Here is a 14,096-nt window from a genome sequence, read left to right as displayed (position 1 = left end):
GGAAAAACCAATCCTGCTGCAAGATCACGCCGCCATCCACGCCCTCATAACATCTTGTGGGCCCTTGTGGGAGAAGGTGGCCTCGCCCGCAGGGCGAGGTCGGATGAGGGGTTCTTCGGAGGCAGCGACTTGGATGCGGCCAGCGAAGTGGCTCTCTCGCCGGACCCAACGTATGAGCAAGCAGGGGAATTCCAGCCGGCCACACCTGCCCTCACAGCTCGTGCTTGCGCACATTCTGCAGCATGCGATGAAGCGTCGCCACGAAGCGCGTGTAGTCCTCTTCGTCGATACCGTCGAAGAGCTGTTCGAAGCGGTCGTAGATCGATGGCCAGATCCTTGCCAGCGCTGCCCTGCCCTCCTCGGTGATCGAGACGTCGCGGATGCGCATGTCGTCGGAGCGCGGCTGGCGGCGCACCCAGCCCTGCTCCTCCATCGCATCCAGCGTGCGGCTGGTCGTCGACTGCTCGGTGACGGCATAGACCGACAATTCGTTGATGGTGAGGGTCGGCATGACCGACAGCACCGCCAGCACGCGCATATTCGTCGTGGTCATCTCGAAGGATTTCAGATCATCCGAGACATTGGCGTTCCACCGTGCCGTGACCCTGTTCAGGAGGTAGGGCGCGAACTGGTTGAGCCCGATCTCGCCGAGGCTCGGCAAACCGTCTCCGGCAGCCACCGCCCAACGCGACGCCTTTTTCGACTGCGTGTCATCGGCGCTCAAGCCAGCCTCCAGAGAATCTTGCCGTCCGACATCACGTGCCGGAGACTTCGCCACAGAGGTAGCAGATGCTTCCATGCTCCTGCAAGCTTTCCAGGACGAGCCCGCAGCGCGCGGTGCTAGCAACGAAAGCGAGAAAAGAATCAATCCGAATGCAGCAGTATCGGTCGTCACCGTACTGCGATCGGCCAAAATCGAGGGCACCGGCTGGACACGATCTATGCATTCAGGAATATGTATCCGAGATCAGGCAGGAGCTGACAATGCATGACGCGATCGTCATAGGCGCGGGGCACAATGGTCTTGCCGCCGCCATCCATCTTGCCGCGCGCGGCTGGAAGGTGGCCGTGGTCGAACAGGCGGCCGAGCCGGGCGGCGCCGTCAAGACCCGCGAAGTGACCCTACCGGGCTTCCGCCACGATCTGTGCGCCATGAACCTGTCGATGTTTGCCGGGTCCGCCTTCTTTGCCGCCTGGAAGGACGAGTTGATCGCCCACGGCCTCGAACTCGTGCCGGCACCCGACGCCTTCTGCTCGGCATTTCCGGACGGAAGCTGGCTGGGCGTCAGCGCCTCGCTCGACGAGACAGCCTCGCGGATCTCGGCGATCTCACCTCGGGATGCCGATGCGTGGCGTCGAATGGTCGCCGATTTCGGAGCGCAGGCGCCCCATCTCTTCGGCTTGCTCGGCGCCGAGATGCCGTCGCCGCAGACCGCGCGGACGGTCTGGAAGGCATGGCGCGCCATGGGCACGAGCGGCCTCCTCGACATCGGCCGCATGCTTCTTTCCACGCCGCGCGACTTCCTCGACGCCCATTTCGAAAGCGACAGGCTTAAGGCGATGATGGCGGCATGGGGGCTCCACCTCGATTTTGCGCCCGACACGGCCGGCGGCGCGCTTTTTCCCTATCTGGAATCGATGGCGAGCCAAGCCTTCGGCATGGTTATCGGCAAGGGCGGAGCCGACACCATCATCCGCTCCATGACCGCCCTGCTCCGCGCCAAGGGCGGCGAACTGTTGCTTGGCACGGCGGTCGACCGGATCGAGACCGACGGCGGCCGCGCCACGGGCGTGAGACTGTCGGACGGCAAGGTGCTCCGCGCCGGGAAGGCCGTCATCGCCAATGCGCATCCGAAGCTGGTCTTCGGCAAGCTCCTGCCAAGCGACCCGAAACGCGCTGCCTTCGACGCCCGCATCGCGGGCTTCCGCGCCGGCCCCGGCACCATGATGATCCATCTGGCGCTCGACCGCCTGCCGGACTGGAAGGCCGGTCCCGACCTCCACCGCTTTGCCTATGTGCATCTGGCGCCCGACATGGGCCTGATGGCGAGAACCTATGCCGAGGCGGCCGGGGGCCTGTTGCCGCGCGAACCGGTGCTGGTCGTCGGCCAGCCCACCGCCGCCGATCCTAGCCGCGCGCCCGAGGGCAAGCATGTGTTGTGGGTGCAGGTGCGCGTGCTTCCAGCCGACATCACCGGAGACGCCGCGGGGACCATCACGGCCCGCACCTGGGACGAAGCCAAGGACGCTTATGCCGAGCGGGTTCTGGACCTGCTCGAGACCTATGCGCCCGGCATCCGCTCGCACATCCTCGGGCGCTCCGTGTTCTCGCCGCTCGACCTCGAGCGCGAGAACCCGAACCTCATCGGCGGAGACAATCTTTCGGGCAGCCACCGCCTCGACCAGAATTTCCTGTTCCGCCCCGTCGCCGGCTGGTCGCGTTACCGCACCCCGGTGGAGAAGCTCTATCTCTGCGGCGCCTCGACCTGGCCCGGCGCCGGGACGGGCGCGGGATCCGGCTTCATGCTCGGGCGCCGGCTCGGCGGGAAGTAGGGACGAGCAAAGGTGGCGACGTTCATCGTTTGCGCCAAGACACCCCTCATCCGACCTCGCGGAGCCTGTCCTCGGGCTTGCCGGAGGCAAGACCCGTGGGCGAGGCCACCTTCTCCCACAGGGGGCCCACAGAGGGAGAAGGGAACGCTTGCGGCAAGGTCTCGGCCTATCGCAACCGTCGACGATTTGCAGAGCCGGTCAAACCGGGCTCCTGCCTTCTCCCCTTGTGGGAGAAGCTGGCCTCGCGAAGCGAGGTCGGATGAGGGGCTCTCTCGGCAATACGCTGAGGGGTTCTCTCGGCAATATGCCGATGAGTTGTCGGCGATGGCGCACCGCGCAAGCCCGAGAACAGGACGAGGCAGACCTACTTCAACGCCGATCCCAGCAGGAAACCCGAGCCGCCGCCGAGCCCGGGGCCGGGATGGGTCGAGGCGCCGATGTGATAGAGGCCGGGCACGTGGGTGCCGTGATTGACCGAACCCTTGAACGGCCGCCAGATGAAGAACTGGTCGAGGCCGCAATAGCCGCCATAGGGATCGCCGCCGACCAGATTGACATTGAGCGCTTCGAGATCGGCCGGTGAATAGCTGCGCCGCGCGAGCACCGTCTCGCGGAAACCTTCGATGTGATCTGTCAGGATCGCCTCGATGCGGTCGGCGAAGGCCTCGCGGGTCGCCGCGTCCCAGCGACCGTCCTCGGGCGTCGCGATGGTGCCGCCGGCATCGCCTTTCAGGTGACGCGGCGCTTCCGGCAGTTGCAGCCACAGGATCGCCTTGCCGTCGGGCGCGCGGCTCGGATCGAGCGCCGTCGGCTGGCCGACGCAGATCGTCGGCACCGCCGGTAGCACGGAACGTTCGGCCTCGTTGGCCGCGCGCGATACGCCGTCGAGGCCGGGTGTCAGATGGATCAGCGCAACCTTGTCGAGACCTGATGTCTTCCACCGTGGCGGCTGCGACAGGGCATAGTGGATCTGCATGTCGCCCTTGCCGTAGCGATAGGCGGCGACGCCGTCACTCACTTCGGACGGCATCGGTTTGCCGGCAAGCAGCCGGCCATAGAGCTGGTTCGGCGTCACCGAGCAGATGACACCCTTGCCGGCGCTCAAGGTCGTTCCGTCAGCGAGACGCACGCCGTCGGCCCTGCCGGCGCCGTCGAGTGTGACCGCCTCGACATCGGCCTCGGTCCTGACGCTGCCGCCCTGGTCTTCGATCAGCCTGACGAAGGCGCCGGCGAGGTTGCGGACACCGCCCTTGACGATCGGGCAGCCCGCCGCCTCCACGGCGAAGGCAATCACCTTGGCCATTTGGGCGGAATAGGCGCTCTCGGGGCCGAGACCGGTATGCAGGACCCACGGCGCCCAGAGCGCCTGGGTCACCTCGGACCGATAGGTTGTTTCCAGATGCGCCCGCGCCGTCTCGAGCGCCTCACCGAAGAACGAGGCAAGTGCACGCGGACCGCGTCGCCACGTCTCCTTGAGCACGGTCTTGAACATGCCGCCCGACCACAAGGAACCGCCGAGCAAGGAAAAGATGAAAGGCGCATTGGCGCCCATCCCATCCATGACCTTGGCGAAGCGGGCGCCCTCGCCTGCCGCGAGCCCGTCCAGCATGGCAAGGTTGCGCGCCCTGTCGGTCGAGAAGACCGCCGCCCGGCCGTCCGGCATGAGAACGGCCGTCGGCGTATCCGTGCCTGCGATCTCGAGGCCGCGGGCGTGCAGATCCCTGCCGAGTGCGGCATAGGCCGGAGACAGGAGGAAGAGCACGACCGTCGTCGCCATGACGTCGTGGACGAAGCCCGGCTGGGTGATCTCCTCGGTGCGCAGGCAGCCGCCGACGCGGTCGCTGCGCTCCACCACCAGCACCTTGCGTCCCTTTCGGCCGAGCATGGCCGCCGCGACCAGCGCGTTGATGCCGCTGCCCACGACGATATAGTCGGCGTCGCTCATGGCCGTGTCTCCGCTTTGTCGGGGAAGGCCGGCGGCATCAGATCAGACGCCGCCGGAAACGGCGCTCTCAGGCCGGAACCAGCGCCAGCGCGCGGACCGGGGAACCGGTGCCGTTGACGAACTTCAGCGGCGCCGCGATGAGGATCGCGCCCTTGGGCGGCAGCTTGTCGAGATTGACCAGCGAGGCGAGGCCGTAGCGATTGGCCTTGTGCATCAGATTGTGCGCCGGGAACGGCGGGTTCATGCCCCCGGCCGAGCCGGCGTCGGTGCCGACCGTCTCGGTGCCCCAGCCGATCGCGCCCTGGGCAATGATGTATTCGATGGCTTCGGCGGTCGGCCCGGGCGAGTGCGGACCGTTCTCGTCGGCATTGAGGAAGGTCTCGGTCGAGCCGTTGCGCTTGTACCAGTCGGAACGCAGGAGCACCCAGCTTCCCGGCTCGATACGGCCGTGCCTGGCCTCCCAGGCCTTCACATGGTCGGGCGTCAGCAGGAAGTCGTGATTGGCGGCCGTCTCCTGGGAGATATCGATGACGTTGACGGGCGCGACGAAATTCTTGACCGGGATCGTGTCGGTCGTGCCGTCGGCATAGTCCTTGCCGGTGATCCAGTGGACGGGCGCATCGAAATGCGTGCCGCTATGTTCGCCAAGTTCGAGCCAGTTCCACGACCAGAACGGGCCGTCCTGGTCGTAATGCGAGATGCTGTGGACCTTCACCGGCGGGGTGTTCTTGCCGATCTGGGGCGGCAGATAGATCAGCGGCGTTTCGGGACCGAGCGGGGCCGACAGGTCGACGACGGTAATCTGCCCGGAGAGCAGCGCTGAAGCGATGTTCGAAAGCGCGGATGTTGCAGTCATGGTTCTTCCCCTGTTGAAACGATGGGCCGAGTCGCCTCGGCCTCAGGAAACCGGGTTTGCGGGTAATGGGCGCGAGCACGGCCAAAAGCCGCGGTCCGGCGGCTGCGGACTCGACGACGTCTTCGGATGGATCAGGCTTGCCGGCTGCACGTCGCGCTCTTGTTCCTCGGTCCCGAGCATCGATCTGCAATGTTTAGTTTAGACCTAAAATATTATCAAGCATGAAACGGCGTACCCGTCCGAAAACCGCATTCTGCGGCATCGCGCCTGCGAAGGCGAGAATAATCTTCGATTGCATATAATCGGTTCGGGCTAAGGCGCGCCTGGGCGCTGGCGACGCCGGTGTCGGTGTCGGACGGGCACTCACGATCCGCCGTCCCGGCCGGAACGCCGGAACGAGCCGGTAAGCCGCCCCGCCTCAGGCTGCGAGCGCCCGGTAGCCGCCACGCCAGTAAGTGAGCGCGCCGCCGGAATCCCTCGTCCCCACCGCGGCAACAGAGCCGATCACGATCGAATGCGAGCCGCGGTCGATCATCTCGTCGAGCCGGCAGTCGAACACTGCGACGGCATCCTCGAGCAGCGAAGCGCCCGTCGCCAGCGTGATCCAGTCTGCGCCCTCGTAGCGGTCGGCGCCCTTGATGCCGCCGAAGCCCGAGAAGCGCTCCGCCACCTGCTGGTGCTGCGGTCCGAGCGAACTCACGCCGAAATGCCCGAAGCGCTCGATCAGCGGCCAGGTGGATGACGAACGGTTGACGCAGGCGATCACCTTGGGTGGATCCGCCGAAAGCGACACCATCGAGATGACGACCAGGCCGGAGCGGTCCCTTCCGGCGCCGGCGGTGATGACGCTGACATTGCCGACGAGGAGGCGCATGGCGGCGCGGAACGCCGCCGCGCCCTCGCTAGTCGACAGGTCGCGCAGCATGAGGCGCTCCGACATGATCACCTCCCCTCTGCGTCAGGCGGCCGCTTCGGCCGGGCGATGCGCTGGACGGATCCCCCGGGCTTCCAGGATCGGCAGGACGTTGTCGCGGAAATAAGGGAACTCCTCGGCATAGTCGACGAAGGACAGCGTCGTTCCGCGGAAGCCCGCCTCATGCAGGGAGATGATGCCTTCGGCGACCTGCTCCGGGGTGCCGGTCAGCGGGAAGCCGCCATGGCCTGCCGCCATGCGGTCGCGGATCAGCGCGAGCAGGTCATGCGGGAAGGAATGTGCATGGGCGAACTGCAGCCGCACCAGATTGTCGACCGCCTCCCAATCCGCATGGGTCTTGCCGGAATGTTCGAGATAGTCGCGCGCCTCCTTCTCGGTCGGACGGCACACGACATGCGAAAAGGTGAGAACCTCGACCGCCCTGCCCGCTTCCTTGCCCTGCTGCTTGAGTGCGGAAATCTCGTCCTTCGAACGCGCCAGGTCGATGGCCGGCGTGAACAGGAAGTCCGCGTTGCGCACGGCGAACTTCCGCCCCTGGTCGGAACCGGCAGCATTGAGGATGGGCAGCAGCGTGGACGGGCGCGGATCCCCGAGCACGTTCTTCAGCTTGAAATAGGTTCCGTCCCAGTCGAAGGCCTCCTCCCTGCTCCATAGCGCCCTGACGATGTCGAACCATTCCTGGGCGTAGCCGTAGCGGCTCTCATGATCGTCGGGCAGCGTGAGGCCGAGTGCTTCGTATTCCGGCTTGTTCCAGCCGGCCACGATGTTGAGGCCTACGCGGCCGTCGCTGATCTGGTCGATCGTCGCAAGCTGCTTGGCGACCACGACGGGGTGGTTGGCGGCCGTGTGGACCGTCGCGAACACGCAGATGTTGCGTGTCTTGGCCAGCAGGCCGGCCGCCCAGGTCATGGTTTCCAGGACGCCGCCGTGGAAATTGGTCTCGCCGCCGTAACCGATCCAGCGCGCGATCGGCAGCATGAAATCGATACCCGCATCGTCGAGCAACCGCGCCAGCCGCAGATTGTTGGCCCAGGAATTGTCCCAGCGCTCCGGCACCTTGGTCACGGTCATGCCGCCCGAGCAGTTGGATGCGAAGGTCCCGAGCAGGAACGTGTCGCGGTCGAACATGCGGTTGCGGGATGCGGTCATCGTGGTCTCCTCCCTTACGATGGAATTTATGATAGAAAGTCTATTTAAAAATCCATGTGGACGCAAGGGGGAGATGTGGCTCTATATGCCGGAGCATGAATCCCGGAACCGGCCGGAGGAGACCGATATGGCCAGACGCAACCAGCAGGAGGCAGCGCCCGGCAGTCTCGATCGCACCTGGCACCTGGCGCGCACCCCTCTGGAGATCGACGTTGCCGAACTCGAATATGCGTTGATGCGCTCCTTCGAGGCCTTCGGCCGCTGGCAGGCCGAATGCCTTGCCTCCGTCGTCGACTTCGCGGCGAGCGGCCCGGAGAACGCACTGCTCCACATCATCCGCATGAATGATCGGCCCAAGAGCATCCGGGACCTCGCCTACATGGCCAATCGCGAGGATATCCCGAATATCCAGTACAGCCTTCGCAAGCTCATAAAGGGCGGCATGGTCGAGCGCAGCGGCAGCGGTCGTTCGGGCGTGACCTACGAGGTGACCGATCTGGGACGCGACGTCACCGATCGCTATGCCGATGTGCGCGCCGCGCTGCTGATCGACGCTGTCCGGCATGTGCCGGAACTCGCCCAGCGCCTGGAGGACGCCGCACGCACGCTGGAGCTGATGACCGGCATCTATGCCCAGGCGGCGCGCAACGCCGCGACGCATCGCCGCCTGCCCGGCCTGTCCAGCGCGGTGACATCAGCCAAAAGGGTGAAACCGTAATCCGACGCATGAGGTAGTCGCGTCGACTTTCGAACGAGGGCACCCCCGACCGACCTTCGGCACGATCGTCGTCGACGCAACGAAAAAAGCATTCGTCTGCATATAAATGCCGCTTGGCAAAGCCGAGCAAAACATTTTAACATTGAAGCATCGCAAGATCGGCGGGCAGCCGGCGGTTCTGTCGGCGCTTGGCCGACGGCAGGGGAACCATGGAGATCGATATGACGACGCTCAACAGGCGCGAGGCTCTGGCCCTCGGTGCGGGGACATTTCTGGCGGGCATTCTGGCCGGACGGGGCGTGGCTTCGGCCGCGGTCGGCGATACGCTCACCATAGCCTTCAACGTGAACCTTCCCTCCTTCGATCCGACGGTCGGCCCCTCGGCGGTCAATCCGACGATCCAGGCGATCTACCAGTCGGTCTTCGACCAGTTCATCGGCCAGGCGCCCGACCTTTCGTTCAAGCCGGGCCTGCTTTCCGAGTGGGGCTGGAACGAGGACAAGACCAAGGTCTGGATGACGGTGCGCGAAGGCGTCACCTGGCACGACGGCTCACCCTTCACCGCGGAAGACGTGGTCTGGTCGCTGGATCGCGCGGCCAAGCAGGAGACCGGCAATCCGATCCAGTTCATCTGGTCGACCGCAGGCAACTACCAGATCGAGGGCAACAAGATCACCGGCGACGTGATCCGTTTCGAGCCGACCTATTTCAAATGGATGGCTTTCCTCACCGGCTATGTGCTGCCGAAGGCCTATTACGAGAAGGTTGGCGCGGAGGGCTTCGAGAAGAAACCGATCGGCACCGGCCCCTACATGTTCGACGCCTACGAGGGCAACGCGTTCCTGCGCCTGAAGGCCAATCCGAACTATTTCGGCGGCAAGCCGCCCTTCGAAACGGTCGTCTTCAAGTTCATCCCCGATGCGACCAGCCGCGTCGCCGAGATCGAGAGCGGCTCGTCCGACATCACGCTCGACATCCCCTATGAGGAGTTCGATCGGTTGAAATCGGCATCCGGCCTCGCCGGCGTCGCCACCCCGATCACCGACATCGGCATGATATTCATCAACAATGTCGATGTGATGCTGGACAAGAATGTGCGGCTCGCCGCCCATCACGCCATCGACAAGAAGGCGATCGTCGACCGTCTGCTGCGCGGCTACGGCGTGCCGATCGATACGCTGGAGGCGCCCGAATATGCCGCCTACGACGCTTCCATCGTGGTGGGCTACGATCCGGAAAAGGCCAAGGAGCTTCTGGCGGCGAGCGGCTATTCGACCGACAAGCCGGTGAAGTTCGCCATCCAGACGACGCGCGGCCTGAAGCCCAAGGACTACGAGATGATCCAGGCGATCGTCGGGATGTGGCGCAAGGTCGGCATCGAGGCCGAGATCGAGGTCTACGAGATCGCCAAGCATTACGAGTTGCGCGCCGCCGACCAGCTCGCTCCCGCGGCCTTCTACAACTGGGGCAATTCGATCGGCGACCCGACCACGTCGACCGGCTTCGCCATGTTCGGCCCGTCTCCGCATTCGGTGTGGAACACGGACGATCTCGACGGCATGATCGGGCCGCTCTGGGGCGAGAAGGATGAGGAAAAGCGTATCGCGGGCTGGAAGGCGGTGTCGAAATACATCGCCGAGAACGGCTATGTGATTCCGCTGCTGCAATATGTGCAGCCGATCGTCTACAAATCCGACCTGAAGGTCACACCGAGCGTGGCAGGATCGATGCAGCCGGTGCTCATCGGCAGGGCGTAACCCCTGCCGTAAGGTAGTGGCCGACACGAAGGTCAGAATTTTCGATGGCCATTGCCAGATTGTCTAGACGGGTTGCCATGGCGGCCGTGACGCTGTTCGGCGTCGGGCTGATCGTCTTCGTGCTGCTGCGCGTGGTGCCGGGCGACCCGATCGCCATGATGATCGCGCCGGGCGCCAGTCCGGCCGATATCGCCGCCATGCGCGCCCGCTACGGCCTCGACGAAAGCATCGGCATGCAGTTCGTGCTGTGGCTGAAGGGCATATTGTCGGGCGACTTCGGCACCTCGATCTCGTTGCGTCGCGACGTGCTCGGCCTCCTCGCCGAGCGGCTGCCGGCGACGCTTGAACTGGCGACGGCTGCGCTGCTCGTGGCGGTCCTTCTGGGCGGCAGCGTCGCCGTCATCGGCACGCGCTTTCGCCGGAGCGCCGGTGAAACCGTTGTCGACACGGTCAACGGCCTGTTCCTGGCGGTTCCGGATTTCGTCTGGGCGCTCGCACTCGTCCTCGTCTTCGGCGTCTTCTACCCGCTCTTCCCGCTTTCGGGCCGCGTCGATCCGCAATCGGCCTCGGACTTCGCCACCCGCTTCTATCTCCTCGAAAGCATCGTTACCTTGCGTTTCGACAAGGCTCTCGAAGTGGCTTCCCACATGGTGATGCCCACGCTCGCGCTTGCCCTGCCGCTCGCTGCCGTCATCACGCGCGTGCTCAAGGACGCATTGTCCGAAGCGATGGTCCAGGACTATGTCGCCCTCGCCCGTTTGAAGGGCATGTCCGAGTTGCGGCTGATCCTGCAGGAGGCGATGCGCAACGCCGTCGGCCCGACGCTCGCGCTGACCGGCGTGCAGTTCACCTTCCTGATCGGCGGAACCGTGATCGTCGAGCGCATCTTCTCCTATCCCGGTGTCGGCAACATGGCCATCGATGCCGTCATCAACCGCGACCTGCCGCTGATCCAGGGTTTGGTGCTGGTGTTCGGACTGATGTTCATCCTCATCAACATCCTGGTCGACCTCGCCGTGGTCGCGCTCAATCCGCGGCTGCGCCATGGCTGAGATCACCCTGACAGCGCCGCGCCGGTGGCGGATGCGAAACCTCCTCTTGGAGCCGAAGGTGCTGCTCGGCGGCGGCTTCATACTGCTTCTCATCGTTCTGGCGCTCTTCGCGCCCTGGATTGCGCCGAAGGATCCGCTCGAGCAGGATCTGATGCTGGGCACGCTGCCGCCCGCCGGCTTCGCCGGAGCCGAGCCGGGCTATTATCTCGGGACCGACGATCTCGGCCGGGACGTACTCTCCCGCGTGATCTACGGCAGCCGCATCGCGCTGACCGTTGCCTTCGTCGCGGCAAGCCTCGCCGCCATTCTCGGAACGGCGTTCGGCCTCGCCGCCGGCTGGTACGGCGGCTGGGTGGACACCATCGTGTCGCGGCTCGTCGACATATGGATGGCGTTCCCGCCGGTGCTGCTGTCGATCCTGCTCGTCGCCATACTGGGGTCGGGCGTCCATTCCGTGATCGCGGCGATCGTCATCATCGACTGGACGCGCTTTTGCCGCGTCGTGCGCGCCGAAACCATGGCGCAGGCGAGCATGGACTATGTAACGGCCGCGCGCACGATCGGCTTCCCCAGGCTCACCATATTGCTGCGCGAAATCCTGCCCAATGTCGCGCCTGTTCTCGTGGCGCTGGTCAGTCTGGAAATGGGCATCGCCGTGATCGTGGAGGCGATCCTGTCCTTCGTCGGCCTCTCGGTCTCGTCGGACACGCCGACCTGGGGCGGCATGATCGCGCAGGGCCGGCAGATCGTTCATCACGGCTGGTGGGTGCTCGCCTTCCCCCTGCTCATGCTCTTCGCCACCGTGCTGGCCTTCAACCAGTTCGGCGACGGGCTGCGCCGTGCCCTCGACCCGGTGATGCGGCGATGAGCGTTCTGTCCATCCGCGATCTCTCGGCCGTCAGCGACCGTGACGGCGGCGCGCCGATTCTGCGCGGGGTCTCGCTGGACCTCGCGGCCGGAGAGGTGCTCGGCCTCGTCGGCGAAAGCGGCGCCGGAAAATCGACCATCGCCAAGGCGGTGCTCGGCATGCTGCCGCGCGCGGTGCGCATCACGGGAGGCTCCGCCCTTTTCACGGGGCGGGACCTTCTTCGCCTCTCGCCGAACGATCTTCGCCAGATCACGGGCTCGGAGATAACGCTCATCCCGCAGGATCCGATGACGGCGCTCAATCCGGGTCGGCGCATCGAGAGCCAACTCACGCACGGGCTGCGGCTGAAGCGCGGCATGTCGGCCACGGCGGCGCGCGAACGCGGACTGGCGCTGCTCGAGGAGGTGCGCATCCGGGAACCGGAACGGGTCATGCGCAGCTTTCCGCACGAGCTGTCGGGCGGCATGCGCCAGCGCGTGCTGATCGCCGCCGCCTTCGCCATGGATCCGAAGCTCGTCGTCGCCGACGAGCCGACGACCGCGCTCGACGTGACCGTGCAGAAGCAGATCCTGCGTCTGATCCGCGCCATGCAGGCCAAGCACGGCACCAGCGTCATCTTCGTTACCCACGACCTCGGCGTGGTCGCGCAGATATGCGACCGCGTCACCCTGCTCTATGGCGGCATGGTCGTGGAGGCGGGCGCGACGGCCGAGATCATGGCGCGCCCGCAGCACCCCTATATGCAGGCGCTGCTCGCCGCCGGACCGCGTTACGACCGGCCCGACCGTGCGCTCGCACCGGTGCCGGAGAGCGTATTTGAGGGCCTGCGCGCGGAGCTGGCAGCGTTCGATCGCAGGGGCCCCCGCCATGTCTGACAAGCTTCTTGCCGCCTCCGGCATCGAGGTTGCCTACGGGACGGCCCGCAACATCAAGGTCCTGCATGGTGTCGACCTGACAATCGCCAAGGGCGAGACGGTTGGCATCGTCGGCGAGTCCGGATCAGGCAAGACGACGCTCGGCCGTGCCCTTTTGCGCCTGGTCGACGTGACGGCGGGCAGGATCGTGTTCGACGGCGGGGACATCACGCATATCAGCGAGGCAGCCATGCGCCCGCTGCGGCGGCGCATGCAGATGATCTTCCAGGATCCGATGTCGTCGCTCAACCCGCGCCACACGATCCGTCGCATCCTGACCGGCCCGCTGTTCCTTCATGGCCTCGCCACGGACAGGCGCGATGCCGAAAAGAAGGCGGCGCAGGTGGTCGAGCGCGTCGGCCTGCCGCTCGCCAGCCTGGACAGGAACCCGCACGAACTGTCGGGCGGCCAGCGTCAACACGTCGGCATCGCCCGTGCCGTGGTGATGCGGCCCGATTTCGTGCTCGCTGACGAGGTGGTCTCGGGGCTCGACGTCTCGACGCAGGCGCAGGTTCTTGCGCTGATCGGCGAGCTCAGTCGCGAAATGGGCCTCGCCGTCGCCTTCATCAGCCACGACCTGTCCGTCATCCGCGCCGTCTGCGATCGCGTCATGGTGCTGGAAGGCGGCAAGGTCGCCGAAGAAGGGCCCTGCGCCAGCGTCTTCGCGGTGCCGCGCTCGGACTATACGAAGGCATTGCTCAACGCGATCCCGCTGCCGGAACCCATGCCGGGCTGGTTGGAGCGTTGAGCACGCACTTTTCTCCCCCTTGAGGGGGAGATGGCTGCAAAGCAGCCAGAGGGGGTCCGTGCGGCAGCGCGCGACTGCGTCGAGTCCAGCGGAGAGAACCCCACCCGACGGCTTCGCCGCCACCCTCCCCTCAAGGGGGAGGGAAAGTAGCCCCTCAATCCGGCACGACGGCCGTGGCCTGGATCTCGACCAGCGCTTCGTCCTCGACCAGCCCGGAAACCTCGACGACGGCCATGGCCGGGAAGTGGCGTCCGATCGTGGCCTTGTAGGCGGCGCCGATCTCCTTGAGCGAGGCGGAGTATTTCTTCCGGTCGAGCACGTACCAGGTCATCGTCGTGATGTGTTCGGGGCCCGCGCCGGCTTCGCGCAGGATGGCCACGATGTTCTCCAGCGTCTGGCGCACCTGGCCCGGCAGGTCGTGCGCCTCGAACTTGCATTGTCCGGTCCAGCCGATCTGGCCGCCGACGAAGACGGTACGGCCGCGCGCCTCCATGCCGTTTGAATAGCCGACGGGCCTTGCCCAGTCGGCCGGCTGGAGCACACGGTGCGGCGTGCCGCCGGAGACATGTTCGGAGAGCTTCGTGACAGTCATGATCGTCCCG

Annotated in this window: 13 protein-coding genes; 7 read left to right on the top strand and 6 right to left on the bottom strand. The window is 65.6% G+C overall.

The window, feature by feature from the left end:
- Nucleotides 1-211: 211 nt before the first annotated feature.
- Nucleotides 212-679, bottom strand: coding sequence for a MarR family winged helix-turn-helix transcriptional regulator (locus JN280_RS17545; protein WP_244743556.1), 468 nt, complete (start codon nucleotides 677-679; stop codon nucleotides 212-214).
- Between the two features lie 299 nt (nucleotides 680-978).
- Between JN280_RS17545 and JN280_RS17540 the strand changes: the two genes are divergently transcribed.
- Nucleotides 979-2,553, top strand: a complete 1,575-nt coding sequence (locus JN280_RS17540; RefSeq protein WP_202314824.1) for a phytoene desaturase family protein — start codon at nucleotides 979-981, stop codon at nucleotides 2,551-2,553.
- Between the two features lie 364 nt (nucleotides 2,554-2,917).
- Here JN280_RS17540 and JN280_RS17535 read toward each other — a convergent pair whose 3' ends face one another.
- From JN280_RS17535 to JN280_RS17520, 4 genes are all read right to left on the bottom strand, one after another.
- On the bottom strand, nucleotides 2,918-4,498 hold the full coding sequence (locus JN280_RS17535; protein ID WP_202313889.1) for a phytoene desaturase family protein: 1,581 nt from the start codon (nucleotides 4,496-4,498) through the stop codon (nucleotides 2,918-2,920).
- A gap of 67 nt (nucleotides 4,499-4,565) precedes the next feature.
- A complete protein-coding gene (locus JN280_RS17530) occupies nucleotides 4,566-5,354 on the bottom strand; it encodes a cyclase family protein (RefSeq protein ID WP_202313888.1) in 789 nt (262 codons plus the stop codon).
- A 418-nt stretch (nucleotides 5,355-5,772) separates the two neighbouring features.
- Nucleotides 5,773-6,294, bottom strand: a complete 522-nt coding sequence (locus JN280_RS17525) for a flavin reductase family protein (RefSeq protein ID WP_244743376.1) — start codon at nucleotides 6,292-6,294, stop codon at nucleotides 5,773-5,775.
- Between the two features lie 18 nt (nucleotides 6,295-6,312).
- Nucleotides 6,313-7,437 (bottom strand): LLM class flavin-dependent oxidoreductase, encoded by a 1,125-nt coding sequence (locus JN280_RS17520; protein WP_202313887.1) that lies wholly within the window; start codon nucleotides 7,435-7,437, stop codon nucleotides 6,313-6,315.
- A 127-nt stretch (nucleotides 7,438-7,564) separates the two neighbouring features.
- On the opposite strand from JN280_RS17520, the gene JN280_RS17515 reads away from it, so the two are divergent.
- From JN280_RS17515 to JN280_RS17490, 6 genes are all read left to right on the top strand, one after another.
- Entirely contained in the window at nucleotides 7,565-8,155 is a 591-nt protein-coding gene (locus JN280_RS17515; protein ID WP_202313886.1) for a winged helix DNA-binding protein, read from the top strand.
- A gap of 221 nt (nucleotides 8,156-8,376) precedes the next feature.
- Nucleotides 8,377-9,912 (top strand): ABC transporter substrate-binding protein, encoded by a 1,536-nt coding sequence (locus JN280_RS17510; RefSeq protein ID WP_202313885.1) that lies wholly within the window; start codon nucleotides 8,377-8,379, stop codon nucleotides 9,910-9,912.
- A 44-nt stretch (nucleotides 9,913-9,956) separates the two neighbouring features.
- The gene (locus JN280_RS17505; RefSeq protein ID WP_202313884.1) at nucleotides 9,957-10,964 is read left to right on the top strand and encodes an ABC transporter permease; all 1,008 of its coding nucleotides are present in this window, start codon (nucleotides 9,957-9,959) and stop codon (nucleotides 10,962-10,964) included.
- Complete coding sequence (locus JN280_RS17500) at nucleotides 10,957-11,832, top strand: ABC transporter permease (RefSeq protein ID WP_202313882.1); 876 nt, start codon at nucleotides 10,957-10,959, stop codon at nucleotides 11,830-11,832. Before JN280_RS17505 ends, JN280_RS17500 begins: the two co-directional genes overlap by 8 nt.
- Nucleotides 11,829-12,707 carry an ABC transporter ATP-binding protein gene (locus tag JN280_RS17495; RefSeq protein WP_202313881.1) on the top strand — a complete coding sequence of 293 codons (879 nt, stop codon included), beginning with the start codon at nucleotides 11,829-11,831 and terminating at the stop codon, nucleotides 12,705-12,707. The genes JN280_RS17500 and JN280_RS17495 overlap by 4 nt, the downstream gene beginning before the upstream one ends.
- Nucleotides 12,700-13,494, top strand: a complete 795-nt coding sequence (locus JN280_RS17490; RefSeq protein WP_202313880.1) for an ATP-binding cassette domain-containing protein — start codon at nucleotides 12,700-12,702, stop codon at nucleotides 13,492-13,494. Before JN280_RS17495 ends, JN280_RS17490 begins: the two co-directional genes overlap by 8 nt.
- 154 nt (nucleotides 13,495-13,648) lie before the next feature.
- On the opposite strand, the gene JN280_RS17485 is transcribed toward JN280_RS17490, so the two are convergent.
- Nucleotides 13,649-14,086 (bottom strand): RidA family protein, encoded by a 438-nt coding sequence (locus JN280_RS17485; RefSeq protein WP_202313879.1) that lies wholly within the window; start codon nucleotides 14,084-14,086, stop codon nucleotides 13,649-13,651.
- Nucleotides 14,087-14,096 lie beyond the last annotated feature (10 nt).

Source organism: Mesorhizobium sp. L-8-10 (assembly GCF_016756635.1).
Classification (GTDB): Bacteria; Pseudomonadota; Alphaproteobacteria; order Rhizobiales; family Rhizobiaceae.
Note: the sequence above shows the minus strand (reverse complement) of the source record. Positions and strands in the feature narration are given on the sequence as shown.